Genomic DNA, 24,912 nt, shown 5'->3' with positions numbered 1-24,912 from the left:
AGCAACGTGTCCTAATGAAACGGACACGCTGCTTTTTTCTTTTTATAATAAAAATTCGGTTCGTGATAACTATTGTCGTAACCTTTGTGCCAGTTATGAACAAGGGAAGGAGATATCGGAGGAATAAGCCACGTCCAGTCTCCAGTTACTTTTCTATTATTTGCCGCTTCATTCTCTTCAAATTTTAAAAATTGTCTGCTGGCGTTGTAATGATCAACGATGGAATAGCCTTGCTGTTTAAATGAATGATAAACTGCATAGTTTAATTCAACGACGACTTTATCGCGCCAGTAACTCGTCGTTCTGCTTGTATCTAAATCCATACTGCGGGCGATAGGCTCCAGTAAGTTATAACGATAATCATCTAGAAAATTACGACTTGCAATCTCACTTTCCATATACCAGCCATTAAAAGGACAAAGTGGATAAGTAATACCGCCGATAGATAAATCCATGCCAGATATAATCGGTACAGCATACCAATGAAGATTTAAGTCATTAAACTTTGGAAAGTCAGGATGTTCAATACGTACTTCTTTTATAAGGTCAGGATGAATATCATATGTTTTGTATTGATTATCATAACGATAGAGTAACGGTAAAAATTTTCCGAATGATTTGTAACCGGTATGTTCAATTAATTTTTTCGTATCACTAACAATTGGATCATCAGCATATCGAATAAGCTGATCGTTTAGCAGTTCGAAATTAATGTTAGCTTGCTGATTAAAGATTGTGATAGTCGGAATAATTTTCCCGTTATTTGTTGCACGCTCGATATGTGTTTCAAGTGCAGTGAGATAGTCTTTTTCCTCTGTTACATGGCGCATATCAACGACATTTAACTTATCCCATATAAGACGACCGATACAGCGATTACTATTGCGCCAGGCAAGACGTGCACCGTATGTCAATTCTTCTGTTGTATGTATATAAGAGCCGGTATGCTCAATTTCTTGTTGAATTGACAGTAATCTTTTATTAATCGTATCTTCTTCAATGTTTAATTCATTGCCCATCTGTTTTATAAATGATTTAGCTTTTTCGAATAACAATTGTATCACCTCACTTTTATTTATTCTTATTATTTCTATTCTACAATAAAAAAAGCCCGATTTGGGCTTTTTGATTAATCTGTTTGTGGTTGTTGTCGCTTTTTATAATCGTAAAATGTAGCACAGCTTATTGCGAGTAATATAAAAGCGATATAGCTAAAAAATTGTGTGTTATGAGATATTTGAATCACTAGTCCTCCTAATATCGGACCTAATATACTGCCGATACTGAATATGAGACCGCACATTAAATTGCCTGCAGGTAACAAATATTTTGGAGTAATCTCCGTCATAAATGTTACACCTAAAGAATACATTGAGCCGACAAAGATACCGGTAATAAAAAAGAGTCCGACTAACACATAGCCTGAGTGACTGAAGATTTGGCACATCATAAATAGCATTGCACCGATGAAAGTCACGATAGTAAGTAAGATATTACGATTCATATTATCTGAAATCATACCAAGAGGTACCTGGAAGATAATCGCACCTAAACTGAACGCAGGTAAGATAATAATAATCAGATTGACAGGAATATCCTGCTTCATCGCATAAACAGGAAAGTTGCTGTTGAGACATGCTTCCAATATGCCGTACATCATCGGAAATAAGAATGCAACCCAGCTCGTCTTCATTACTTTACCAAAGTTGATAGTTGTTGATTTAAACGATATTTTTGAATGATTGTCTTCAGGAAATTCATTTTTTAGCATAAATACAAGGGCACTCGCTGTAATTGTGAATACTGCACTTAATAGAAACGGAAGGCTTGTATGTACTTCGTATAATTTAGCAAGTAATGGTCCTGCCATAAAGCCAAGTGAGAAGCTTAAGCCATAAAAAGAGATGATTCGGCCGAGTTTATGCTTCGGTGTTGTTTCAGTAAGCCATGATTGTGTAGCAAAGTGGAGCATATTATCGCCGACACCAACAAGCAGTCGTAATATAAACCAGAATGTCATTGCTTTATACACTGGGAAAAGTGACATCGATATTGCAATAATGATTGCGCCAATGACGACAAGATTCTTGTAACCTACTTTCCTTAGCAGACCTTCTAAAAATAATGATGCTAAAAAAACACCGATATATAAAGATGATGCATGTAATCCGTTGATAAAACTAGGGACATCATCACGTTCAAAGATGATGGCGATAAGAGGTAATAACATACCTTGTGTTAAACCGGAAATTGATACAATGATGGTGAGTATAATGAAATTTTTCTTAAACATAACGACCTCCTTATTTTTGATTGTATCAGAATGCGTTGGTAATGCCTAAATGTAAGCGGTATGTTAATATGAATTTAATATATATCAGTTCAAAACGTAAAATAAATCATTAATAGATAATTATAAAATTGTTGGGGAGATGAAGCAATGTACAACTATGCTGACGATAGTCTAATGTTACATACAGATTTATACCAGATTAATATGGGTGAAACTTACTGGAATGATGGTATCCACGAGCAAATAGCAGTCTTTGATGTTTATTTCAGAAGTATGCCATTTGATGGTGGTTATGCTGTGTTCGCGGGTCTGGAACGTGTCATTCATTACGTTAAAGGATTTAAATTTTCTGAAACGGATATGGAATATTTAAAGTCTTTAGGATATCAGGATGATTATCTCGCATATTTAAAAGATTTAAGATTTACAGGTAATATCCGTTCGATGCAGGAAGGAGAAATCTGCTTTAATAACGAACCGTTATTACGTATAGAGGCACCATTAATACAAGCGCAGTTACTGGAGACTGCAATATTAAATATTGTGAACTTCCAGGTACTTATTGCAACGAAAGCAAGTCGTATAAAACAAGTTGTTGGTGATGAAATTGTAATGGAATTCGGAACACGACGTGCGCAGGAAATGGATGCTGCAATTTGGGGGACACGTGCAGCATATATTGCTGGATTTGATTCGACAAGTAACGTTCGTGCAGGTAAGTTATTCGGCATTCCAGTGTCAGGGACGCATGCGCATGCGATGGTACAAGCGTATGATGATGAATATATTGCGTTTAAAAAATATGCAGAACGTCATAAAAACTGTGTCTTCCTTGTAGATACTTTCCATACGTTAAAGTCTGGTGTACCGAACGCGATTCGTGTAGCACAAGAATTAGGTGATAAGATTAATTTTGTCGGCATCCGTTTAGATTCCGGAGATTTAGCATACTTATCAAAAGAAGCACGTCGTATGTTAGATGAAGCGGGATTCCCGGATGCAAAAATATTTGCCTCAAATGACTTAGATGAAGAAACAATTACTAATTTGAAGTTACAGGGTGCAAAGATAACTGCCTGGGGTATCGGTACTAAATTAATTACAGCGTTTGATCAACCCGCATTAGGTGCAGTTTATAAACTTGTTGCCATTGAAAATAAAGCAGGGCAATTAGAAGATCGTATTAAAATATCAAATAATGCTGAAAAAGTAACGACACCGGGTAAAAAGAATGTATATCGTATTATAAATAATCAGACGAAAAAATCAGAAGGTGATTATATCACTTTAGATTTCGAAGAGCCATCTAAAGAAAAGCCGTTAAAGATGTTTCATCCGATTCATACGTATAAACAAAAATGGATCAATGATTTCACAGCAAAAGATCTTCATAAGGACATCTTTGTTGATGGAAAGTTAGTGTACGATGTACCTAATTTAGAACAGTCACGTGAATATTTAAAAGAGAATCTGGCATTATTATGGGAAGAAACAACGCGCTATTTAAATCCTGAAGAATATCCTGTAGATTTAAGTACGCTATGTTGGGAAAAGAAAAATCAGGAAATTTATGAAGTATCTAAAAAAGTGAAAGAAGTGAAGTAAATGTCATTACAACAAGATATTATAAAATCACTTTATGTTCAGCCAGAGATTAATCCCGAAGAGACTTATAGAACTATCGTAGTCTTCATAAAAAACTACGTTAAACAAAATCCATTTATCAAATCTCTAGTACTAGGCATTTCAGGCGGACAAGATTCTACTTTAGGGGGTAAACTATCACAAATTGCAGCAACTGAACTGCAAAGTGAAGGATTAGATGTGAAGTTTGTTGCTGTTAGATTACCTTATGGTGTGCAAAAAGATGAACAAGATTGTCAGGATGCACTTGACTATATCAATCCGGATAAAATTTATACAATAAATATTAAAGATGCAGTTGATGCGAGTATTGCGACATTAAATACTCAAGGTGTTACTTTAACGGATTTTCAAAAAGGCAATGAAAAAGCACGTGAGCGTATGAAAGCACAATATTCTATCGCAGCATTTCATAGTGGTATTGTTATCGGTACGGATCATGCAGCAGAAAGTATTACTGGTTTTTACACGAAGTTTGGTGATGGTGGAGCAGACATCTTTCCGCTTGCAGGCTTAAATAAACGTCAAGGTAAATCAATTCTTCAACTTCTTGATTGCCCGGAGCATCTTTACAATAAGGTACCGACTGCAGATCTTGAAGAGGATAAACCACAATTACCAGATGAAGTTGCACTGGGTGTAACATATAAGCAAATTGATGATTATTTAGAAGGCAAATCGATCGATGCTAAAGCTGCTAAGACAATAGAACAGCATTATTTAAGAACGCAACATAAACGTATGTTACCGATTACGCGTTTTTCTGTCCATGAAATCATTCGATAATAATGGTATAGTGTTAATGTATTAAAGCCAGGAGGATTGAAATGGATATATTAAGTAATCAATGGGCAGTAGTGGCACTGATATTTATCATTAATATTTTTTATGTCACTTGCCTAACAATGCGTATGATATTAACGTTAAAAGGTTATCGTTATTTAGCAGCTGCCGTATCAGTAGTGGAAGTTATTATTTATGTAGTAGGACTAGGACTTGTCATGAACAGTCTAGATAAAATCGAGAATATTATTGCTTATGCACTAGGATTTGGTGTAGGGATTATTGTCGGAATGAAAATAGAGGAGATGATAGCTTTAGGTTATATTGTTGTCAATGTTACGACAGCAGAATATGATAAAGAAATCCCTCGTACGTTACGTGACTTAGGTTATGGTGTAACGCATTATGCTGCACAAGGTCGTGACGGAGAACGTTTAGTCATGCAAATCTTAACACCACGTAAATATGAATTAAAATTAATGGATACAGTAAAGAATCTTGATCCAAAAGCGTTTATTATCGCATATGAACCTAAGAATATCCACGGTGGTTTCTGGGTGAAGGGTGTTAAAAGTACTCGTTTAAAGGCGTATGATGCAGATGAAATTTGAAGTGAGAGATAATGAGACGATTGCCGAATGTTTAGAACGTATGAGAGAAGCTGGGTATACGCCGGTAAAAAGATTCCAAAAACCAATTTTCAAGGAAAACGAAAAAGGTGAAATCGAAGTATATAAAGAACAGATCATCTTTACCGGCAAGAAGATAACCGAATAAATGAAATGGCAGACTGAAACATATGTTTCAGTCTGTTTTTGTAAGCAAATATGAATGGTACATGATAAACTAAATATAATAAATGACTAGTTGCTAATTTTTACGAACTTTTTTAGTAATCAAAATAACAATGTACGGATTTTAATTTTTTTGTTATACTACTATTGACTTTAAAAAACGGAGGAATTTATTCATGATTGAACGTTATTCAAGAGAAGTAATGTCTAATATCTGGACGGAGCAAAACAGATTTGAAGCATGGTTGGAGGTAGAAATTTTAGCAAGTGAAGCTTGGGCAGAGCTTGGATATATCCCGAAAGAAGATGTTAAATTAATCCGTCAGAATGCACGTGTAGATGTAGAACGTGCGAAAGAAATAGAACTAGAAACGCGTCATGATGTCGTTGCATTTACACGCCAGGTATCTGAAACATTAGGCGAAGAAAAGAAATGGGTACATTATGGTTTAACGAGTACAGATGTTGTCGATACTGCATTAAGCTATATGATCAAGCAAGCAAATGACATTATCGAGGAAGACCTTGAGAAATTCATCGAAGTATTAAAACAAAAAGCTTTAAAGCATAAAACGACTTTAATGATGGGTAGAACACACGGTGTGCATGCTGAGCCTACTACTTTCGGTTTAAAGATGGCTTTATGGTATATGGAAATGCAACGTAACTTAAAGCGTTTCAAAGAAGTACGTAAAGAAATTGAAGTTGGTAAGATGAGTGGTGCTGTTGGAACTTTTGCGAACATTCCACCTGAAATTGAAAGCTACGTATGTGAGAAATTAGGATTAGGATGCGCTGAAATCTCTACACAGACATTACAACGTGACCGTCATGCATACTACATTGCAACATTAAGTTTAATTGCTACATCAATCGAAAAGTTTGCTGTTGAAGTACGTGGATTACAAAAAACTGAAACACGTGAAGTTGAAGAAGCGTTTGCTAAAGGTCAGAAAGGATCTTCGGCAATGCCGCATAAACGTAACCCGATCGGTTCAGAGAACGTTACTGGTATCGCGCGTGTCATTCGTGGCTACTTAACAACAGCTTATGAAAACGTACCATTATGGCACGAACGTGATATTTCACATTCATCTGCTGAACGTATTATGTTACCAGACGTTACAATCGCGTTAGATTACATGTTAAATCGTTTCACAAACATCATCGATAACTTAACAGTTTACGAAGAAAACATGAAAGCGAACATGGAAAAAACTTTCGGCTTAATCTATTCACAACGTGTAATGTTAACGTTAATCGATAAAGGTATGGTACGTGAGGAAGCGTATGATACAGTGCAACCGAAAGCGATGGAATCATGGGCAACGAAGACACCATTCCGTGAGTTAGTTGAACAGGATAGCAAGATCACTGACTTATTATCAAAAGAAGAATTAGATGAATGCTTCAACGAAAATCATCATTTAAATCAAATCGATACATTATTCAAACGTGCTGGTTTAGAATAACGTTTAAAAAAGAATCTCTTCGGAGATTCTTTTTTTTTAGTACTTTTAAACTTTTTTAACAATATTAAATTAAAAAGTAATTTACATTTTTTTAAAATTTGAATAAAATTATATTATACGTTTTTTTGTTAAATGATATAGAGTGATATACTGTATTGCTGTACTTTAACAATGTAATGCATTAAAATATAAGTACTAAAGTTTAAGGGGTGTTGATATTGCAAATCGAGAAAATTAAGGGGAAACAACTAGATGAATTGTTCGATGCAATTCTAACGCTGGAATCTCGTGAAGAATGTTATCAATTCTTTGATGATCTTTGCACAGTGAATGAAATTCAATCTTTATCACAACGTCTACTTGTTGCTAAGATGATTAAACAAGGATATACATACGCTGCAATTGAAAAAGAATCAGGTGCATCAACAGCTACTATCTCAAGAGTGAAACGCTCTTTACAATGGGGAAACGATGCCTATACGATGGTTTTAGACAGAATGAATATCGAAACAAAATCTTAATTTCCAAGTACTGGGTCATATTTGATTCAGTACTTTTTTTGGCATATAATAGTAAATGAAATGAGGAGAAGTCATGAAAAAATCTTTGCTAGTATTGTCAGCTATCCTATTAGCTGCCTGTAATCAAGGTGAAACCAATCAACAAACACATAAGAACTCAACACAGCAGACAGAAATGTCTTCAGAAAAAGAGACTACTGTTTCTGATGCTACTACAACGCCATCAAACCATAAAAAACATCAAAAAGAAGTCAAAGATGGTATAACTTATATTGATAATATATTAATCGTGAATAAAGATATTGCCTTACCTGAGTCGTATGCACCAGGCGAAATACAAGAAGCAAGACAAGCGATTGATCAGTTAATACAGCAAGGTAATGCACAAGGTCTAAACCTGGTATTACGCAGTGGATTTAGAAGTTATGCGACGCAAACTGAATTATATAACAATTACGTAGCACGAGACGGTCAAAGTAAAGCGGATACGTATAGTGCGCGTCCAGGGCATTCTGAACATCAGACAGGATTAGCATTTGATTTAGGCAATACTGCCGGAACAGATGATTTTAAAGTTTCTTTTGAAAACACGGCTGAAGGTAAATGGATAAAAGAAAATGCTCAGGATTATGGATTTATCATAAGATATCCTAAAGGCAAAACAGATATTACCGGCTATCAATATGAACCTTGGCATTTGAGATATTTAGGTAAAGAAATAGCTCAGAAAGTCAAATCAAGTGGATTGACTCTAGAAGAATACCTTGGTTTGAAGTAGTTCGATATTAAGGAGAAACAAATGAAGAAAATATTATTAGCATCAGTGTTATTACTTACAAGCTGTAGCCTTCCGGAGTCTATAATTAAGCCTGAAAAAAGCGAAGAAAAAGCAGCTGATACAAAAGACACACAAAAGAAAAATAAAGCAGTACAACAGAAAAAAGAAGCATTGCAGAAAAAACAGGTAACAAAATACAAGAAAGAAGTTAAAAATGGTGTGACATATATTAACGGAATTCTTATTGTAAATAAAAAAATTAGTTTACCATCAACGTATAATCCTGGAGAAAATAAAAATGTCAGAAAGATATTAAATAAGATGATTGTGGATGCCCAAAAAGATAATATGCATCTTGTTGTACGCAGTGGATATCGCAGTTATGCTGCCCAGAAAGCATTGTATGATAAATTTGTTGCTTTAGATGGTCAGCAAATTGCAGAATCATATAGTGCAAAACCTGGGCAATCAGAGCATCAGACAGGTCTTGCATATGATATCGGTTCACGTGAATCAGTAGCCAACATGAGTATTCAGTTTGGACAAACACCCGAAGGAAACTGGTTAAAAGAAAATGCACATAAATATGGCTTTATTATCCGTTATGGCAAAGATAAAACGCATATTACCGGCTACCGCTATGAACCGTGGCATATTCGCTATGTTGGGAAAGTTCATGCAGCAAAGTTATACCGCTCTGGTCAAACATTAGAAGAATATTTAGGTGTATACAAAAAGCCGGTTGCGAAAAAAATCTCTCGAAAAGTAGCAACAACGGAACAACCAACAACTGAAGCATCAACATCAGAAATATTAACCATAGAACAACCAATATCAGAACAACTTACTTCAGAACAACCCATATTAGATCAACCATTAACAGAGCAACCAACAATAGAAATTAACACCTCACAGTAGGTGTTATTTTTATGCAAACATATGTTTCGTTTCGCATTAAAAATGCACAAAAAAATGATATAATATTCATTATTATTATAAAAGGAGACACCTTATGTACGAGATTCAAGACTGGCAACATGTATTCAAGTTAGATCCTGCAAAAGAAATCAGCGATATTGATTTAGAACGTATTTGTGAATCAGGTACAGATGCAATTTTTATCGGTGGCTCAGATAATGTGACGATGGAAAACGTATTAGATTTAATGAGTCGCGTTCGCCGCTATCCTGTACCATGTGTATTAGAAATTTCAAATATCGAAAGTGCGATTCCAGGGTTTGATCATTATTTAATTCCTTCAGTGTTAAATAGTGATAACGTTCATTTTCATAATGGTATGTTACACGAAGCGATTAAACAGATGGGGCATATGATGGATTATGATTTATTTACTATGGAAGGATATGTAGTGTTAAATCCGGAAAGTAAAGTAGCGAAGTTAACGCGTAGTCATACAGATTTAAATCACGACGATATTGCCGCTTATGCAGATATGATTGAGCAGTTGTATGGGTTGAAAGCGATGTATATCGAATATAGTGGCACATATGGAGATGTAAGTATGGTTAAGGCAGCCAAAGAAAGACTGAATCAAACGCGACTTATCTATGGAGGCGGTATTGATTCATTACAGAAAGCGCGTGAGATGTTCGAAGTAGCAGATACGATCGTAGTAGGAAATGTAATTTATACAGATATCAAAAGTGCATTACAAACTGTAAAGGTTAGGGGTTAATATTGTGAATGATTTATTAAAGAACATGAATGAAGAGCAACAGAATGCAGTGAAGACGACAGAAGGACCACTCCTTATCATGGCAGGAGCAGGTTCCGGTAAAACACGTGTTCTAACACACCGCATTGCTTATTTAATCGATGAAAAAGATGTATCACCTTATAAAATATTAGCAATAACATTCACAAATAAAGCAGCCAAAGAGATGAAAGAGCGTGTGAAGAATATTATCGGCGACGCATCAGACGTAATATGGATTTCAACGTTTCACTCGATGTGTGTGAGAATTTTAAGACGTGATATCGATAGAATAGGTATCGAACGGAATTTTACAATACTTGATCCGACTGATCAGCGTTCGGTCGTAAAAGATATACTGAAAAAAGAGAATATTGATCCGAAAAAATATGATCCAAGAATGTTTGTCGGTGAGATTTCTAATTTAAAAAATGAACTAAAAACACCTGATGATGCACAAGCGGATGCAAATGATTTTATGAGTGTGATGGTTGCAAAAGTGTATAAACAATATCAGGAGAAATTACTTAAAAACCATGCGCTCGACTTTGATGATTTAATTATGATGACATTAAAGTTATTTGAACGAGTACCGGATGTATTAGATTATTACCAGAATAAATTTCAGTATATTCACGTCGATGAATATCAGGATACAAATAGGGCGCAATATATGCTTGTTAAGATGCTCGCTGACAAGTTTAAAAATTTATGTGTCGTAGGGGATTCAGATCAATCTATCTATGGGTGGCGTGGTGCAGATATTTATAATATTTTAAGTTTTGAAAAAGATTATAAAGATGCGAAGACAATATTTTTAGAGCGAAACTATCGTTCAACGAAAAATATATTATTTGCTGCCAATGAAGTGATAAAAAATAACACAGAACGTAAGCCTAAAGCATTATGGACAGATAATGATCACGGTTCTAAAATTAATTATTATAAAGCACAGTCAGAACGTTCTGAAGCAGAATATATTGTATCTGAAATATTGAAGAAAAAGCGTGAAGGTTATGCTTTAAAAGATATGGCGATTCTATATCGTACGAATGCACAATCTCGTGTACTGGAAGAAACTTTGATGAAATCAAATGTTAACTATACGATGGTTGGCGGAACAAAATTCTACGATAGAAAAGAGATTAAAGATATTTTAAGTTATTTGAGATTAATCGCCAATAGTAATGAAGATATTAGTTTTACACGTATTATTAATACGCCTAAACGAGGCATTGGACCATCTGCGTTAGATAAAATTATAGCCTATGCTGAGAATAATGGTTTGAGTTATTTTGATGCCTTAGCTGAAGTTGACTTTATCGGTTTACCGAAAAAGACGACTGAAAAGCTTGTCCAGTTCTATAATATGTTAGATAACATTATGAAACAGCAGGAATTCTTGTCTGTTTCTGAACTTGCAGAAGAAGTGCTTGAACAAACAGGTTATATGCGTATGTTAGAAGCAGAGAACACATTAGAATCTCAGTCACGTATTGAAAATATTCAGGAGTTTATGAGTGTACCGAAAGATTATGAAAAAGAAACACCCGACGAAGAACAGTCATTGATTAATTTCCTGACGGACTTACAACTTGTGGCAGATGTTGATAATGCAGATTTAGAAGCAGGTATTACATTGATGACGATGCACTCAGCAAAAGGTCTGGAGTTTAAAGTGGTATTTATTGCAGGACTTGAAGAAACGATCTTTCCACATTCAAGAAGCTTGAATAGTGACAGTGAGATGGAAGAAGAACGTAGATTGATGTACGTTGCAATTACACGTGCTGAAGAACATCTCTATTTAACACATGCAGATATGCGCAGTTTATTCGGTAGAACTCAGGCGAATAGAAAGTCAAGATTTATTACTGAAATTCCTGACGACATTTTAGATACACCGACTAGACCAACATACCCTAAAGGTGTGAAACGAGGACCTGCAAGACGAATGACGAGTACAGCAAACCAGCAGAGTGCAGCACCGAGTGACTATAAAGTTGGCGATAAAGTTATGCATAAAGCCTGGGGAGAAGGTTTAGTAAGCAACGTTAGTGAAAAGAATGGTTCAACAGAACTTGATATTATATTTAAATCAGTTGGTATGAAACGTCTATTAAGTCAGTTTGCACCGATTGAAAAAAAGGAGTAACCAATGGAAAAAAGAGTTCAGGAATTACATCAACTTTTACATCGATATAATTATGAATATCACGTATTGGATAATCCAACAGTACCGGATGCAGAATATGATAAGCTATTACACGAATTAATTGCTATAGAAGAGAAGCATCCTGAACTGAAAACTCAGGATTCACCAACGGTTCGTGTCGGAGCTGAACCTTTATCCAAGTTTGATAAAGTAAATCATGATACACCGATGCTAAGTCTAGGTAATGCTTTTAGCGAAGAAGATTTAATCGCATTTGATACACGTGTTAGAAACGAAGTAGGTAACGTAGAATATATGGTAGAGCTAAAAATAGATGGACTAGCTGTTTCACTAAAATATGTGGATGGCGTCTTTGTTCAGGGATTAACACGTGGTGATGGAACGACTGGTGAGAATATCACTGAAAATTTAAGAACCATCTATGCGATACCATTAACGATTAAAGAACCGTTAACGTTTGAAGTACGTGGAGAAGCTTATATGCCGAAAAAATCATTTATCGCATTAAATGAACAACGCGCTGCAAATGGTGAACAATTGGCAGCAAATCCACGAAATGCTGCTGCAGGTTCATTACGTCAGCTTGATTCAAGGCTTGCCGCTAAACGAAAGCTTGATATCTTCTTGTACAGTGTGAATGATTTACGTGAGATTAATGCATCAAGTCAAAGTGAAGCATTAGATCGACTTGATGCAATTGGATTTAAGACAAACCCTGAACGTAGATTATGTAAGGATATGCAGGAAGTTTTTGAATATATTAAGCTCTGGACAGAAAAACGTGAAAATTTAGCATACGATATTGATGGTATCGTTATTAAAGTTAATAATTTAGCGAAACAGGATGAATTAGGATTTACAGCTAAATCACCGAAATGGGCAATTGCTTATAAGTTTCCTGCAGAAGAAGTTGTAACGACATTAAACGATATTGAACTATCTATCGGAAGGACGGGTGTGGTAACACCAACTGCGATTTTAGAACCTGTTAATGTTGCAGGTACGACTGTTGGACGTGCATCACTTCATAATGAAGATCTGATTCACGAAAAAGATATTCGTATCGGAGATTCTGTCGTTATTCGTAAAGCTGGTGAAATTATTCCTGAAGTTGTCCGTGTCGTACTTGATCGTAGACCTGAGGATGCAACAACTTATCATATGCCTGAAGTATGTCCGTCATGTGGTCATGAACTTGTACGTATTGAAGGAGAAGTGGCATTACGTTGTATTAATCCGAAATGTGATGCGAAACTTGTAGAAGGAGTCATACACTTCGTTTCAAGAACCGCGATGAATATCGATGGACTTGGTGAACGCATTGTACAAAGCTTATATCAGGAAGGTATCATTCATGATGTTGCAGATATTTATAATTTAACACGTGAACAACTTCTACCGCTTGAACGCATGGGTGAGAAGAAAGTAGATAAACTACTCAGCGCAATAGAAGCATCGAAATCCAATTCACTCGAAAGATTATTATTCGGTTTAGGCATTCGTCATCTAGGTGCTAAAGCAAGTCAAATATTAGCACAGGAATATCATACAATGGATCGCTTAAAATCTGCTACAATAGAAGCATTAACTGAAATAGATGATATTGGACATAAAATGGCGCAGTCACTCGTTACTTATCTGCAAAATGAAGATATTATTAATTTAATTGATAAACTCGCTGCGAGTGGCGTTAATATGACGTATAATGGACAGAAAAAAGAAGATATCGAAATTCATCCGGTATTCGGTAATAAAACCATTGTACTGACAGGTAAATTAAATATAATGTCACGTGGTGATGCAACAAAAGCACTTACTAATCTGGGTGCTAAAGTGACAAGTTCTGTAACGAAGAAAACAGATTTAGTCATAGCAGGAGAAGACGCTGGAAGCAAGCTTGAAAAAGCACAAACTTTAGGTATTGAAGTCTGGAATGAAACAATGATGATAGAAGCACTTAAGTAATAATAGTTAGGAGAAAAAGATGAAACGTTTAGGCTATTTAGTATTATCGACACTTATATTAGCAAGTTGTTCGAATTCTGAAACGACGACTAATGAGCAGAATAAAGAAAAAGAAGAAAAGCAAATTGCTACTGATATTCAAATTTCAAATGACTATTTTAGAACGTTATTACCGTTTAAAGAAAGTCAGGCACGTGGATTAACAAGTACAAATATGTCTAGCAGCTATAATGGAGAAGCATTTGAAACAGGTTTATTACGTATCAGTAAGAACGTTTTTTCTCCTGATGAGTATTTGTATCGCGATGGCCAATTACTGACAAAAAGTGCTGTAGAAAGTTATCTGGAACCACAATATACAAAAGCTGAAATAGACAAGATGGACAAAGATGAACGTATCGAAAAAAATGCATATGCCAACTTCGGTTTGAATCCATCGCATAAAGGTGAAACAGATCCAACGAAGATTGCAAAAGAATCGCCAGCTTATTTATCGCATATTATTGAACAGGACTTCTTTACGGAATCAGACGCAAAACGTAAGAGAATTTCCGGTATGACAATCGGCCTTGCGATGAATAGTGTTTACTACTATCAAAAAGAAGCATATGGTGAAGTGTATAGTGAAAATTTAGATAAAAAAGAAGTTGAGAAAAAAGGGAAAGCAATGGCAGATGAGATACTATCTCGCTTACGTGTGAAACAGGAATTAAAAGATATTCCGATTACGTTTGCAATCTTTATACAATCATCATCAGAAAGTATTACTCCAGGGAATTTTGTCTCTTACGCTGTAAGTGAGGAAAGCAGTAAGAAGATTGGAAAATGGAAGTCTGTAAATGAGAAGTATGTATTGCTACCTTCAGCTGATGCAGATAAATTAAATGAGAAATTAAATAATGATTATAAACAATTTAACGATCAGCTACAAACGTACTTTCCAAACTTTACGCAATCCATAGGAACAGGTTATTTTGTAAACGATTCGATTAAAGAGCTGAATATTAATGTGCCATTAGACTACTTTGGTAAAGCAGAAGTAGTAGGGGTTACACAATATATTGCAGACTTAGCAATGAAGAATTTCAGTCAAGTCGATAATTTAGAAATCTCTATCGTAGATAACGATAAACCACTTGCGTTAATCGTGAAAAATAAAGGTGATAAAGAACCAACGATTCATGTATATCGTCAGTAAATTATGAAAAAGCCATTCAATACGAAATTGTATTGAATGGCTTTTTTATTATGCATGTAATCTTCGTTTCATTTCATTAAACAATGAAGTAACATCATATTTATCTTTATAAGTGATTAAACTAACTATGACAGTTGCGAGTATACTTACAATATATCCAGGGATAATTTCATAAAGTTCAAAAATGCCACCTTTGTCTTTTAACATGATCCAGATAATAACAGTAAGCGCCCCTGACACCATACCGGCAATCGCGCCTTGTTTTGTGAGTTTCTTCCAGTATAACGAGAAGATAACGAGTGGCCCGAACGCTGCGCCAAATCCTGCCCAGGCGTTTCCGATAAGATTAAGAATCGTATCATTTGGATTCCATGCTAAGAACGTAGCGACAATAGCAACAAGGAATACAGCAAGTCTTCCTACCATAACAAATTCTTTGTCACGATTTTTACCGTCATCAGTTTTGCGTAATAACATGTAGAAATCTTGCGTTAAAGCTGAACTTGTTACAAGTAGTTGAGAAGACACAGTACTCATAATCGCGGCTAATATTGCAGCTAAGATAAATCCTGCTACAAATGGATGTAAGAAAATTTGACTCATTACGATAAAGATAGTTTCTGGATTATCTAATTTTTTGCCAGTCTTTGCAATAAATGCAATACCGATTAATCCTGAAAGACAAGCACCTAATAATGAAACAACCATCCATGAAATACCGATACGTCTAGCTGCAGGTAATAATTTGTGCGACTTGATAGACATAAATCTTACGATAATATGAGGTTGACCAAAGTAACCTAATCCCCAAGCTAAAGCAGAAATAATACCTATCAAAGTTGTTCCTTTAAATAAATCTAAATTTGAAGGTTTTACATCTGCAATCGTTCCAAATGTGTCCATACCTCCAAGTTCCATAAAGGCTACAATCGGTACTACAACCATTGAAAGTAACATAATGACACCCTGGAAAAAGTCTGTTAATGAAACGGCTAAGTAACCGCCGAAAAGTGTGTAAAGTACAACGATTGCACCAGTAATAATTAACCCCCAGTGATAATCTAATTTAAAAGCACTTTCGAACAATACGCCACCAGAAACTAAGCCTGCATGTGTATATAATGTAAAGAATACGACGATAATTAGTCCTGAAATGATCTTTAAGACACGTGTATGGTCATTGACGCGTTTTTCGAAGAAATCAGGAATTGTTATTGCATTATCTGTTAACTCAGTAAATACACGTAGTCTAGGTGCTACAATTATATAATTTAAATACGCACCGACAGATAGTCCAATAGCAATCCACAATCCAGCTAACCCAACTGAATACATTTCTCCCGGTAAGCCCATAATCATCCAGCCACTCATATCTGAAGCACCTGCTGATAATGCAGTGACCCAAGGACCTAAATTTCTACCACCTAACATATACTCATCTAAATTTCCTGTTGCTTGTTTATACGCGTAATAACCAATGGCAAGTAATACTGCGAAGTAGGCTAAAATCATGACATATGTCATCCAGTTTACTTCAATTTGCACATTTTGAAAGGTATTACCTAAAAACAATGACATCTCCTCCTTATAATTTTTAGAAACTAAATTTCGACATAAAAAAAGACATATCTTTGAATATGTACGTCTTTCATTATAGAGAAGTGAGTATTTAAAGCAAATTCAGTTTGGGAGTTAACCGCTTACATTGACGAAAAATAAGAAATTTATTTTCTGTTTTTATTATTGTGACAAAATATTAAATCATTATATAGTTTTTATATACTGAAAATATGAAAGAGAATATTTTATTTCAAAAGTAAATTTTTAAATAACTAAATTTTCTCGAAAAAATTATATATCTATGTAATTTGTGTGACTTATACACATAAAAGCGACTTCAAAATAGGTCTGAAGCCACTTTCGCACCTCACCATCTTTCAAAATAAAAAAGGACCTCAAAATAAATCTGAGGTCACTTTCATAAAAATATATTATGGTTAACTTCTTACAATACGTTTCATTTCATCAAATTCATCAATAATACGTTGTTCTGGCTTTGGTGTCATCAGAGATACTAATACAGTAGAAACGAAGCTGATGATAAATCCAGGAATGATTTCATATAGTACAAATATACCTTTGTCATCTCCTAGAACAGATTGCATTATAATCCAAAAAATTACCGTTAAAGCTCCGAGAACCATACCGGTCATTGCTCCATTTTTCGATAGACCTTTCCAGAAAAGTGATAATAAGACTAAAGGCCCAAATGCAGCTCCAAAACCTGCCCAAGCTTTACCAACATATGCTAAAATTGTTTCATTAGGATTCCAGGCGATAGCACCTGCAACAATGGCTACGAATAAAACGGATAATCTACCTACTAATACAAATTCTTTTTCTCTTGTTACATCATTGATATCAGTTTTCTTAAGTAACATATAAAAATCTTGAGTTAAAGCTGAACTTGTTACAAGTAACTGAGAAGAAATTGTACTCATAATCGCTGCTAAAATAGCTGCTAAGAAGAAACCAGCAATTAAAGGGTGAAAAAGTACTTGACTCATCATTACAAAAATAGTTTCTGGGTTTTCTAACTTAACACCTGACTTATTAACAAATGCTATACCGATTAATCCAGTCATACAGGCACCAATTAACGAAACGGCCATCCAGGAAATACCGATACGACGGGCTGCAGGCAATTTTCTATGTGATTTAATCGACATAAAACGAACAATAATATGTGGTTGTCCAAAATATCCTAAACCCCATGCTACAGCTGAAATAATACCAATAGTTGTAGTACCTTTAAACCAATCAAGGTTAGTTGGTTCTAATTCTGTAATTGTATTAAATGTGTCTAAACCATTTAATCTCAGTAATGCAACAATTGGAACTAGTACTAACGCAATTAACATGATAACCCCTTGGAAGAAGTCAGTTAAAGATACTGCTAAATATCCACCGAACAATGTATACAGAATCACGATACCTGCCGTTAAAATTAACCCGACATGATAATTTAATCCAAATGCACTTTCAAATAATACCCCGCCTGATACCATCCCAGCTTGAGTATATAATGTAAAGAATACGACGATTACTAAACCTGAAATAATCTTTAAGATACGAGTATGATCACTCACACGTTTTTCAAAGAAATCAGGTAGCGTAATTGCATTATCTGCAAGTTCAGTATAAACACGCAAACGTGGAGCAACTAAAATATAATTTAACCACGCTCCCACAGTTAAACCAATTGCAATCCAAGTTGCAGATAAACCAACAGAATAAACTTCTCCAGGTAATCCCATTAACATCCATCCACTCATATCAGCAGCACCTGCTGATAATGCTGTAACTAAAGCACCAAGATTACGACCGCCAAGCATATACTCATCTAGTGTGCTTGTTGATTGCTTATAGGCGTAATATCCGATGCCAAGCAATATCAGGAAGTACACAGCAATCATGACATATGTCATCCATGTTGCTTCGATTTTTACGTTTTGAAACGTATTACCTAATAAAAACATTAATTATCCCCCTTTATACCTTTTATCCCTTTAATACATTAAATCAGAATATTTTGTACACTTTATTATAAGTCCTTTTAAAGCGTTTTCATAGATAATTTTTAATAATTTTAGATTTTTCTTAAAAAATTTGATAAAATTTAAGGATGATATAAAGTTCAGGAGGAATATATTCATGTCAAAAGTAACAAACGAGCAGGTAAAGCACGTTGCACATTTAGCACGTCTTGAAATTACTGAAGAAGAAGCAGCGAAGTTCAGCTCTCAATTAGAAGCAATTCTTAACTTTGCAGATCAATTAGAAGAGGTTGATACAGACAATGTTGAACCAACATTCCATGTGTTAGATCTTCAAAATGTATTGCGTGAAGATGTTGCAGAAAAGAGTTTAACACAAGAAGAAATCTTAAAAAATGCGCGTAGTACTGAAGCGGGTCAATTTAAAGTACCATCGATTTTAGACGGAGGAGAATAACAAATGTCATTAAGATATGAATCTATAGAAAATTTAACGAAATTGATTCAAGAGAAAAAAGTAAAACCTTCTGAATTAATTGAAGAAACATTTAAAAATATTAAACAAACTGATGCAACAATCAATTCTTTCTTAGCATTAGATGAAGCTGTTGCTATGGATAAAGCGAAGGCGATGGACAATCAGGAACCTACGGGCAAACTATTCGGTATTCCGATGGGGATTAAAGATAACATCGTGACAAAAGATTTAGAAACGACTTGTGCATCAAAAATTTTAACAGGTTTTAATCCTGTATATAATGCGACGGTTATGAATAAGTTAAATGCGGAAAACGGTATTGTTGTCGGAAAATTAAATATGGATGAATTTGCAATGGGAGGATCAACTGAAAACTCATTCTATAAGAAAACTGTCAATCCGTTTGATCATTCTGCAGTACCTGGTGGTTCTTCAGGTGGATCTGCCGCTGCTGTTGCAGCTAGTCTAGTACCATTTTCTTTAGGAAGTGATACTGGTGGATCAATTCGTCAGCCAGCATCATACTGTGGTGTTGTCGGTATGAAGCCAACATATGGTCGCGTATCGCGTTATGGTTTAGTTGCATTTGCATCTTCTCTAGATCAAATCGGACCGATTACAAGAAATGTTAAGGATAATGCAAAAGTATTAGAAATTATCTCTGGACACGACAATATGGACTCTACAAGTGCGCCGGTAGAAGATGTTGACTTTTCTTCTAATATTGAAAAGGACATTAAAGGATTACGCGTTGCAGTACCTAAAGAATATTTAGGTGAAGGTGTGTCTGAAGAGGTACGTACTTCAGTGCAGAACGCGATTAAAGAACTAGAAAAAATGGGTGCTGAAATTTCAGAAGTTTCGTTACCAAATTCTAAATATGGTGTAGCTACGTATTATATTCTTTCTTCAAGTGAAGCGTCAGCGAACTTAGCGCGTTTCGATGGTATCCGCTATGGTTATCAGGCAGAAGGTGCTAAAAACTTAGAAGAGTTATACAAAAAGACGCGTCAGGAAGGTTTTGGCGATGAAGTGAAACGTCGTATTATGCTGGGTACGTATGCTTTAAGTTCTGGTTACTACGATGCTTATTATAAAAAAGCGCAAAAAGTCCGCACGTTAATTAAACAAGACTTCGAACGCGTATTTGAAGCATACGATGTTATTGTTGGACCTACTGCACCTACTGTTGCATTCGATATCGGTGCTCAAATCAATGATCCTTTAACAATGTATGCGAATGATATTTTAACAATTCCAATTAACTTAGCAGGATTACCATCAATTTCAGTACCTTGTGGAGAAGCAAATGGACGTCCAATTGGTTTACAGTTAATCGGTAAGCCGTTCGATGAGAAAACATTATACAACGTTGCATATAACTACGAGCAAGTATTTAATATGTCTGAACGTTATCAATCATTATAAGGAGAATATACTATGCATTTTGAAACAGTAATCGGACTTGAGGTCCATGTAGAACTTAAAACAGAATCAAAAATGTTTTCGGCTTCTCCTGCACATTTCGGAGCAGAACCGAACACAAATGTTAACGTGATTGACTTAGGATATCCAGGTGTATTACCTGTTGTGAATAAAACTGCTGTAGACTGGGCGATGAGAGCTGCTATGGCATTAAACATGGATATTAGAACATCTACGAAATTCGACCGTAAAAACTACTTCTATCCAGATAATCCAAAAGCTTATCAAATCTCACAATTTGATGAGCCGATTGGTGAGAATGGATATATTGATATCGAAGTCAACGGTGAAACGAAACGTATCGGTATTACACGTCTTCATATGGAAGAAGATGCTGGTAAACTCAGCCATAAAGACGGTTATTCATTAGTCGATTTAAACCGTCAGGGAACGCCTTTAGTAGAAATCGTATCTGAACCAGATATTCGTACACCAGAAGAGGCATATGCTTACTTAGAGAAGTTAAAAGCAATCATCCAATACACTGGTGTATCTGACGTACGTATGGAAGAAGGATCACTAAGATGTGATGCCAACATTTCACTTCGTCCAGTTGGTCAAGAGAAGTTTGGTACGAAAGCAGAGCTAAAAAACTTAAACTCATTCTCTTATGTTAAAAAAGGGTTAGAGCATGAAGTGAAACGTCAGGAAGAAGTTTTACTAAATGGAGGAGAAATTCTTCAGGAAACACGTCGTTTTGACGAATCTACTGGTAAAACAATTCTGATGCGTGTTAAAGAAGGTTCAGATGATTATCGTTACTTCCCTGAACCGGATTTAGTACCTTTATTCATTGATGAAGCATGGAAAGAGCGCGTGCGTGCTTCTATTCCTGAACTTCCCGATGTACGTAAAGCGAAATATGTTTCGGAATACGGATTACCTGCATATGACGCACACGTATTAACATTAACGAAAGAAATGTCAGATTTCTTCGAAGCTATGATTGCTTTAGATGCAGATGCTAAACTTTCTTCAAACTGGTTAATGGGTGGCGTAAATGAATATTTAAACAAAAATCAAAAGGATTTACATGATACGAAATTAACACCAGAAAATTTAGCTGAAATGGTTAAATTACTTGCAGACGGTACAATTTCTTCTAAAATTGCGAAGAAAGTATTCGCCGAAACGGTTGAAAGTGGTAAAGCACCGAAAGTGATTATGGAAGAACAAGGATTAGTTCAAATTTCTGATCCTGAGCAATTAAAAGCATTCGTTACTGAAGCTTTAGATAACAATCCACAATCAATCGAAGACTTTAAGAATGGTAAAGGCAAAGCGACAGGATTCTTAGTTGGTCAAATCATGAAGATTTCTAAAGGACAAGCTAATCCGCAAATGGTTAATAAAATTCTTAAAGAAGAATTAGAAAAACGTTAATATATTTATTTTCAGCTCTGAAAATAGGACAATTTGTGCCTATTTTTAGAGCTTTTATAATACAATGATAGTTAAGCGTAATAATTAACAGTTAAAAAATAATTGACAATTATTATCAAATTGATACTATTATTTTAATGAACTTAGGACGAGGAGAGAAATAGAATGATTGATATTCATAACCATATATTATTTGGCATCGATGATGGTGCACAAACAAAGGAAGATATGCTTGAGATGGCAAAAGCAGCACATGCAGAAGGAATAACGGATATTATTGCGACACCCCATCATAAAATTGGTGTGTATGAAAATTTTGGTCCGAAAATTAAAGCTTTGACAGAAGAAGTGAATACAATCATTGCTTCTGAAGGTATACCAGTAAAAGTACATGCTAGTCAGGAAGTAAGAATTTATGGAGATGTTGTTGAAGATTTAAAAAATGGCCAGGCTTTAACTTTATCTGAAGATAGTCCTTATGTGTTAATTGAGTTTCCTTCGCATGAAGTACCAATATTTACAGAGCAATTATTTACGAAGATGGCTTTAGAAGGATATATTCCAATTATTGCGCATCCTGAACGTAATGCTGAGTTGCAGAAGAATCCAAATAAATTAGCTGAACTTATAGAACTTGGTGCGCTAGCTCAAGTTACAGCAGGTGTGGTATGTGGTCAATTAGGTGAATTTAGTAAGCAGTGTGCTGAAATGATGATGGATCATCGTTTAATCCATATCGTAGCGAGTGATGCGCATAATGTAACATCTAGAAACTATTATATGAATGAAGCGTATGAAGCAATTGCCGAGAGATATGGCGACGAAGCCGTTAATAAGTATAAAGAAAATGCCCAAAAAGTGTTGAAGGGTGAAACGATTCGTTATGTCAGTCCAATTGAAGTAGAGAAAGAAGATAAAATTGAGAAACCTGTAAAGAAAAAGAAAAAGAAATTTCTGGGATTATTTTAAATACAAAAAAAGCTTGTCTCCAAAATTATTGGAGACAAGCTTTTTAACTATTCAACTTTATCATTAAATAAATAATCTGAAATTGATGTTACCCATCTTGCTACACCACGATCTGTCAATAACCCATCATCTACGTTATAATAATCTTCAATTGCCTTATTATTCGGCCATTTACTAGATTGATTCACATAGAAAAATTCGTTATTTTGACTACCGAAATAATCTGCTTCTGCTTTTTGATATTTAGCAAAATTAGAATCATTATATTCAGGTCTTGTACCAATGATTACGACAGGCGTATTATCGTTACCTGCTGCAGAATAGATACTTTCAACCGTTGCGATGTGATCGTTTGAAGATACATCTTCAGAGAAATCGTTTAAAGTTAATGCATCTAATATGACTAAGTCAGGTTTCGTTTTATTAATTTTATCGATACTTACTGTTGAAGAAGAACCAGATACTTCTACCTCATTCACTTTAATATGATCATCAGAAGCATATGCTAATTCATCTTTGACGGTCGTGTTCTCGTCAGAAGTTTGATACGGTGTAGACACCAGCGTGATATTCATAACTTTCTTATCTTTAACTGCATTGTTATAGATAGACTGGAAAGTTTTGTTTTTGAATAGATTTGTGTTCGGTTTCTTGCTTGTATCTTTTTTTACTTCTTTTTTCGTCGTGTTATCTTGTTCAGCATAGTAATCTTTACCGCTTTGCTCAGAGATTGCTTTTTCTCTAGCATCAGAGTCAGTTACACGTGTTTCCCAGAATGTATAACCTACTGCAATTAGAATAACTGCTGCAACGATATAAATCCAAAATAATAAATTCTTCATTGCGAATTGTTCCTCCATCTTTATTCAATACTAATATAGTAACAAAAAACTGAGAAAATTTATACATACAAGTACTATTTGATAAATTTTTCTTTAAGATATATACCCTAAACATATACAGTTAAGACATAAATAAAATAAAATTTTAAGTTTAATACTACTTTTTTAGGATAATATAAGTAAATATATTTCACATCTGCAAATTAAGTTGTGAACATTACAAATTGGAAAATGATTAAAATGAGATAGTAATACTACAATTAATATGGTAAAATATCTCTATATAAGTGTCGATAGTATCATTTCCCGAATCGGAGGATATTTATGATTGATTATACGCCATGGAATGAAAAAGATTATCATCAGATTTTTATCCATGAGGCAAAAGAACTGATAGAAATTTTCAGAAATGAAATCGTTGAACTTCATCATTTTGGAAGCACTTCAGTGAAAGATTTACCTGGTAATCAGACGATAGATATATTACCAATCGTAAAAACTTTATCACAAGTGAGTTTATATAAAGATAAGATGGAGGCTATCGGTTATAAAGAAGTTGAAGTAAAAGAGATGACTGATGAACAGTGCAAGCTCTTTGTAGCAAAGAAAAATCAACTGACGTTCTATGTAACGATGATTGAAAGAACAAACTTTAATGCAATTACAAGAAGACTCGCATTAAGAGACTATTTACGTGAACATAAACTTGAACGTCTGGCATATGCCAAATTTAAGATGCAACAAGCAGTGCAACATAGAAATGACTTCAACACTTATAATGTAACGAAGAATGACTATATTTTGAAATTAGAAGCAAAAGCACTTCGCTGGTATGAAGCGAAAAGAGGTTAAGCATTATG

22 protein-coding genes are annotated in these 24,912 nt (G+C 34.9%); 17 read left to right on the top strand and 5 right to left on the bottom strand.

Annotation, left to right across the window (positions count from 1 at the left end; translation table 11 throughout):
• Positions 1-11: 11 nt before the first annotated feature.
• Complete coding sequence (locus KFV12_RS10940; protein WP_111715795.1) at positions 12-1,055, bottom strand: nitric oxide synthase oxygenase; 1,044 nt, start codon at positions 1,053-1,055, stop codon at positions 12-14.
• Positions 1,056-1,129: 74 nt separating this feature from the next.
• Positions 1,130-2,293, bottom strand: a complete 1,164-nt coding sequence (locus KFV12_RS10935) for an MFS transporter (protein ID WP_111715797.1) — start codon at positions 2,291-2,293, stop codon at positions 1,130-1,132.
• A 147-nt stretch (positions 2,294-2,440) separates the two neighbouring features.
• Between KFV12_RS10935 and KFV12_RS10930 the strand changes: the two genes are divergently transcribed.
• From KFV12_RS10930 to KFV12_RS10875, 12 genes are all read left to right on the top strand, one after another.
• Entirely contained in the window at positions 2,441-3,898 is a 1,458-nt protein-coding gene (locus tag KFV12_RS10930; protein ID WP_111715799.1) for a nicotinate phosphoribosyltransferase, read from the top strand.
• Positions 3,899-4,723 carry an NAD(+) synthase gene (gene nadE, locus KFV12_RS10925; protein ID WP_111715800.1) on the top strand — a complete coding sequence of 275 codons (825 nt, stop codon included), beginning with the start codon at positions 3,899-3,901 and terminating at the stop codon, positions 4,721-4,723.
• Between the two features lie 41 nt (positions 4,724-4,764).
• Entirely contained in the window at positions 4,765-5,331 is a 567-nt protein-coding gene (locus KFV12_RS10920; protein WP_111715802.1) for a DUF2179 domain-containing protein, read from the top strand.
• A complete protein-coding gene (locus KFV12_RS10915; protein ID WP_111715804.1) occupies positions 5,321-5,497 on the top strand; it encodes an NETI motif-containing protein in 177 nt (58 codons plus the stop codon). The genes KFV12_RS10920 and KFV12_RS10915 overlap by 11 nt, the downstream gene beginning before the upstream one ends.
• Positions 5,498-5,690: 193 nt before the next feature.
• Entirely contained in the window at positions 5,691-6,986 is a 1,296-nt protein-coding gene (purB, locus tag KFV12_RS10910; protein ID WP_111715806.1) for an adenylosuccinate lyase, read from the top strand.
• A 218-nt stretch (positions 6,987-7,204) separates the two neighbouring features.
• The gene (locus KFV12_RS10905) at positions 7,205-7,507 is read left to right on the top strand and encodes a YerC/YecD family TrpR-related protein (RefSeq protein ID WP_099581011.1); all 303 of its coding nucleotides are present in this window, start codon (positions 7,205-7,207) and stop codon (positions 7,505-7,507) included.
• 73 nt (positions 7,508-7,580) lie between these two features.
• A complete protein-coding gene (locus KFV12_RS10900) occupies positions 7,581-8,285 on the top strand; it encodes a M15 family metallopeptidase (protein ID WP_111715807.1) in 705 nt (234 codons plus the stop codon).
• A 21-nt stretch (positions 8,286-8,306) separates the two neighbouring features.
• Positions 8,307-9,203, top strand: coding sequence for a M15 family metallopeptidase (locus KFV12_RS10895; protein ID WP_111715809.1), 897 nt, complete (start codon positions 8,307-8,309; stop codon positions 9,201-9,203).
• Positions 9,204-9,297: 94 nt separating this feature from the next.
• Positions 9,298-9,981, top strand: coding sequence for a heptaprenylglyceryl phosphate synthase (gene pcrB / locus KFV12_RS10890; RefSeq protein WP_111715811.1), 684 nt, complete (start codon positions 9,298-9,300; stop codon positions 9,979-9,981).
• A gap of 4 nt (positions 9,982-9,985) precedes the next feature.
• Positions 9,986-12,154, top strand: coding sequence for a DNA helicase PcrA (gene pcrA / locus KFV12_RS10885; protein ID WP_111715812.1), 2,169 nt, complete (start codon positions 9,986-9,988; stop codon positions 12,152-12,154).
• A gap of 3 nt (positions 12,155-12,157) precedes the next feature.
• Positions 12,158-14,140 (top strand): NAD-dependent DNA ligase LigA, encoded by a 1,983-nt coding sequence (gene ligA, locus KFV12_RS10880; protein ID WP_254256751.1) that lies wholly within the window; start codon positions 12,158-12,160, stop codon positions 14,138-14,140.
• A gap of 19 nt (positions 14,141-14,159) precedes the next feature.
• On the top strand, positions 14,160-15,338 hold the full coding sequence (locus tag KFV12_RS10875; RefSeq protein WP_111715816.1) for a CamS family sex pheromone protein: 1,179 nt from the start codon (positions 14,160-14,162) through the stop codon (positions 15,336-15,338).
• A gap of 48 nt (positions 15,339-15,386) precedes the next feature.
• On the opposite strand, the gene putP (KFV12_RS10870) is transcribed toward KFV12_RS10875, so the two are convergent.
• A complete protein-coding gene (gene putP / locus KFV12_RS10870) occupies positions 15,387-16,916 on the bottom strand; it encodes a sodium/proline symporter PutP (RefSeq protein ID WP_254256750.1) in 1,530 nt (509 codons plus the stop codon).
• A gap of 419 nt (positions 16,917-17,335) precedes the next feature.
• A complete protein-coding gene (gene putP, locus KFV12_RS10865) occupies positions 17,336-18,877 on the bottom strand; it encodes a sodium/proline symporter PutP (RefSeq protein ID WP_111715820.1) in 1,542 nt (513 codons plus the stop codon).
• A gap of 175 nt (positions 18,878-19,052) precedes the next feature.
• Between putP (KFV12_RS10865) and gatC the strand changes: the two genes are divergently transcribed.
• From gatC to KFV12_RS10845, 4 genes are all read left to right on the top strand, one after another.
• Positions 19,053-19,352 carry an Asp-tRNA(Asn)/Glu-tRNA(Gln) amidotransferase subunit GatC gene (gene gatC, locus KFV12_RS10860; protein WP_099581026.1) on the top strand — a complete coding sequence of 100 codons (300 nt, stop codon included), beginning with the start codon at positions 19,053-19,055 and terminating at the stop codon, positions 19,350-19,352.
• 3 nt (positions 19,353-19,355) lie between these two features.
• Positions 19,356-20,801 (top strand): Asp-tRNA(Asn)/Glu-tRNA(Gln) amidotransferase subunit GatA, encoded by a 1,446-nt coding sequence (gene gatA / locus KFV12_RS10855; protein WP_111715821.1) that lies wholly within the window; start codon positions 19,356-19,358, stop codon positions 20,799-20,801.
• Positions 20,802-20,813: 12 nt separating this feature from the next.
• Positions 20,814-22,241, top strand: a complete 1,428-nt coding sequence (gene gatB / locus KFV12_RS10850; protein WP_096075909.1) for an Asp-tRNA(Asn)/Glu-tRNA(Gln) amidotransferase subunit GatB — start codon at positions 20,814-20,816, stop codon at positions 22,239-22,241.
• A gap of 165 nt (positions 22,242-22,406) precedes the next feature.
• The gene (locus tag KFV12_RS10845) at positions 22,407-23,210 is read left to right on the top strand and encodes a tyrosine-protein phosphatase (protein WP_111715825.1); all 804 of its coding nucleotides are present in this window, start codon (positions 22,407-22,409) and stop codon (positions 23,208-23,210) included.
• A 47-nt stretch (positions 23,211-23,257) separates the two neighbouring features.
• Here KFV12_RS10845 and KFV12_RS10840 read toward each other — a convergent pair whose 3' ends face one another.
• A complete protein-coding gene (locus KFV12_RS10840; RefSeq protein WP_111715826.1) occupies positions 23,258-24,052 on the bottom strand; it encodes a hypothetical protein in 795 nt (264 codons plus the stop codon).
• 324 nt (positions 24,053-24,376) lie between these two features.
• On the opposite strand from KFV12_RS10840, the gene KFV12_RS10835 reads away from it, so the two are divergent.
• Entirely contained in the window at positions 24,377-24,904 is a 528-nt protein-coding gene (locus KFV12_RS10835) for a GrpB family protein (protein ID WP_111715828.1), read from the top strand.
• Positions 24,905-24,912 lie beyond the last annotated feature (8 nt).

The sequence above is a fragment of the Macrococcus epidermidis genome (assembly GCF_024205965.1).
GTDB classification, from domain to species: domain Bacteria; phylum Bacillota; class Bacilli; order Staphylococcales; family Staphylococcaceae; genus Macrococcoides; species Macrococcoides epidermidis.
The sequence above is the reverse complement of the archived record's forward strand: the minus strand, read 5'-3'. Positions and strand labels throughout refer to the sequence as shown.

Bases quoted from the DNA above. Each gene is read 5' to 3' on its own strand.
- KFV12_RS10935 (WP_111715797.1), bottom strand. From the start codon at position 2,293: ATGTTTAAGAAAAATTTCATTATACTCACCATCATTGTATCAATTTCC.
- KFV12_RS10930 (WP_111715799.1), top strand. From the start codon at position 2,441: ATGTACAACTATGCTGACGATAGTCTAATGTTACATACAGATTTATAC.
- nadE (WP_111715800.1), top strand. From the start codon at position 3,899: ATGTCATTACAACAAGATATTATAAAATCACTTTATGTTCAGCCAGAG.
- KFV12_RS10920 (WP_111715802.1), top strand. From the start codon at position 4,765: ATGGATATATTAAGTAATCAATGGGCAGTAGTGGCACTGATATTTATC.
- KFV12_RS10915 (WP_111715804.1), top strand. From the start codon at position 5,321: ATGAAATTTGAAGTGAGAGATAATGAGACGATTGCCGAATGTTTAGAA.
- purB (WP_111715806.1), top strand. From the start codon at position 5,691: ATGATTGAACGTTATTCAAGAGAAGTAATGTCTAATATCTGGACGGAG.
- KFV12_RS10900 (WP_111715807.1), top strand. From the start codon at position 7,581: ATGAAAAAATCTTTGCTAGTATTGTCAGCTATCCTATTAGCTGCCTGT.
- KFV12_RS10895 (WP_111715809.1), top strand. From the start codon at position 8,307: ATGAAGAAAATATTATTAGCATCAGTGTTATTACTTACAAGCTGTAGC.
- pcrB (WP_111715811.1), top strand. From the start codon at position 9,298: ATGTACGAGATTCAAGACTGGCAACATGTATTCAAGTTAGATCCTGCA.
- ligA (WP_254256751.1), top strand. From the start codon at position 12,158: ATGGAAAAAAGAGTTCAGGAATTACATCAACTTTTACATCGATATAAT.
- KFV12_RS10875 (WP_111715816.1), top strand. From the start codon at position 14,160: ATGAAACGTTTAGGCTATTTAGTATTATCGACACTTATATTAGCAAGT.
- putP (WP_254256750.1), bottom strand. From the start codon at position 16,916: ATGTCATTGTTTTTAGGTAATACCTTTCAAAATGTGCAAATTGAAGTA.
- putP (WP_111715820.1), bottom strand. From the start codon at position 18,877: ATGTTTTTATTAGGTAATACGTTTCAAAACGTAAAAATCGAAGCAACA.
- gatC (WP_099581026.1), top strand. From the start codon at position 19,053: ATGTCAAAAGTAACAAACGAGCAGGTAAAGCACGTTGCACATTTAGCA.
- gatA (WP_111715821.1), top strand. From the start codon at position 19,356: ATGTCATTAAGATATGAATCTATAGAAAATTTAACGAAATTGATTCAA.
- gatB (WP_096075909.1), top strand. From the start codon at position 20,814: ATGCATTTTGAAACAGTAATCGGACTTGAGGTCCATGTAGAACTTAAA.
- KFV12_RS10845 (WP_111715825.1), top strand. From the start codon at position 22,407: ATGATTGATATTCATAACCATATATTATTTGGCATCGATGATGGTGCA.
- KFV12_RS10840 (WP_111715826.1), bottom strand. From the start codon at position 24,052: ATGAAGAATTTATTATTTTGGATTTATATCGTTGCAGCAGTTATTCTA.
- KFV12_RS10835 (WP_111715828.1), top strand. From the start codon at position 24,377: ATGATTGATTATACGCCATGGAATGAAAAAGATTATCATCAGATTTTT.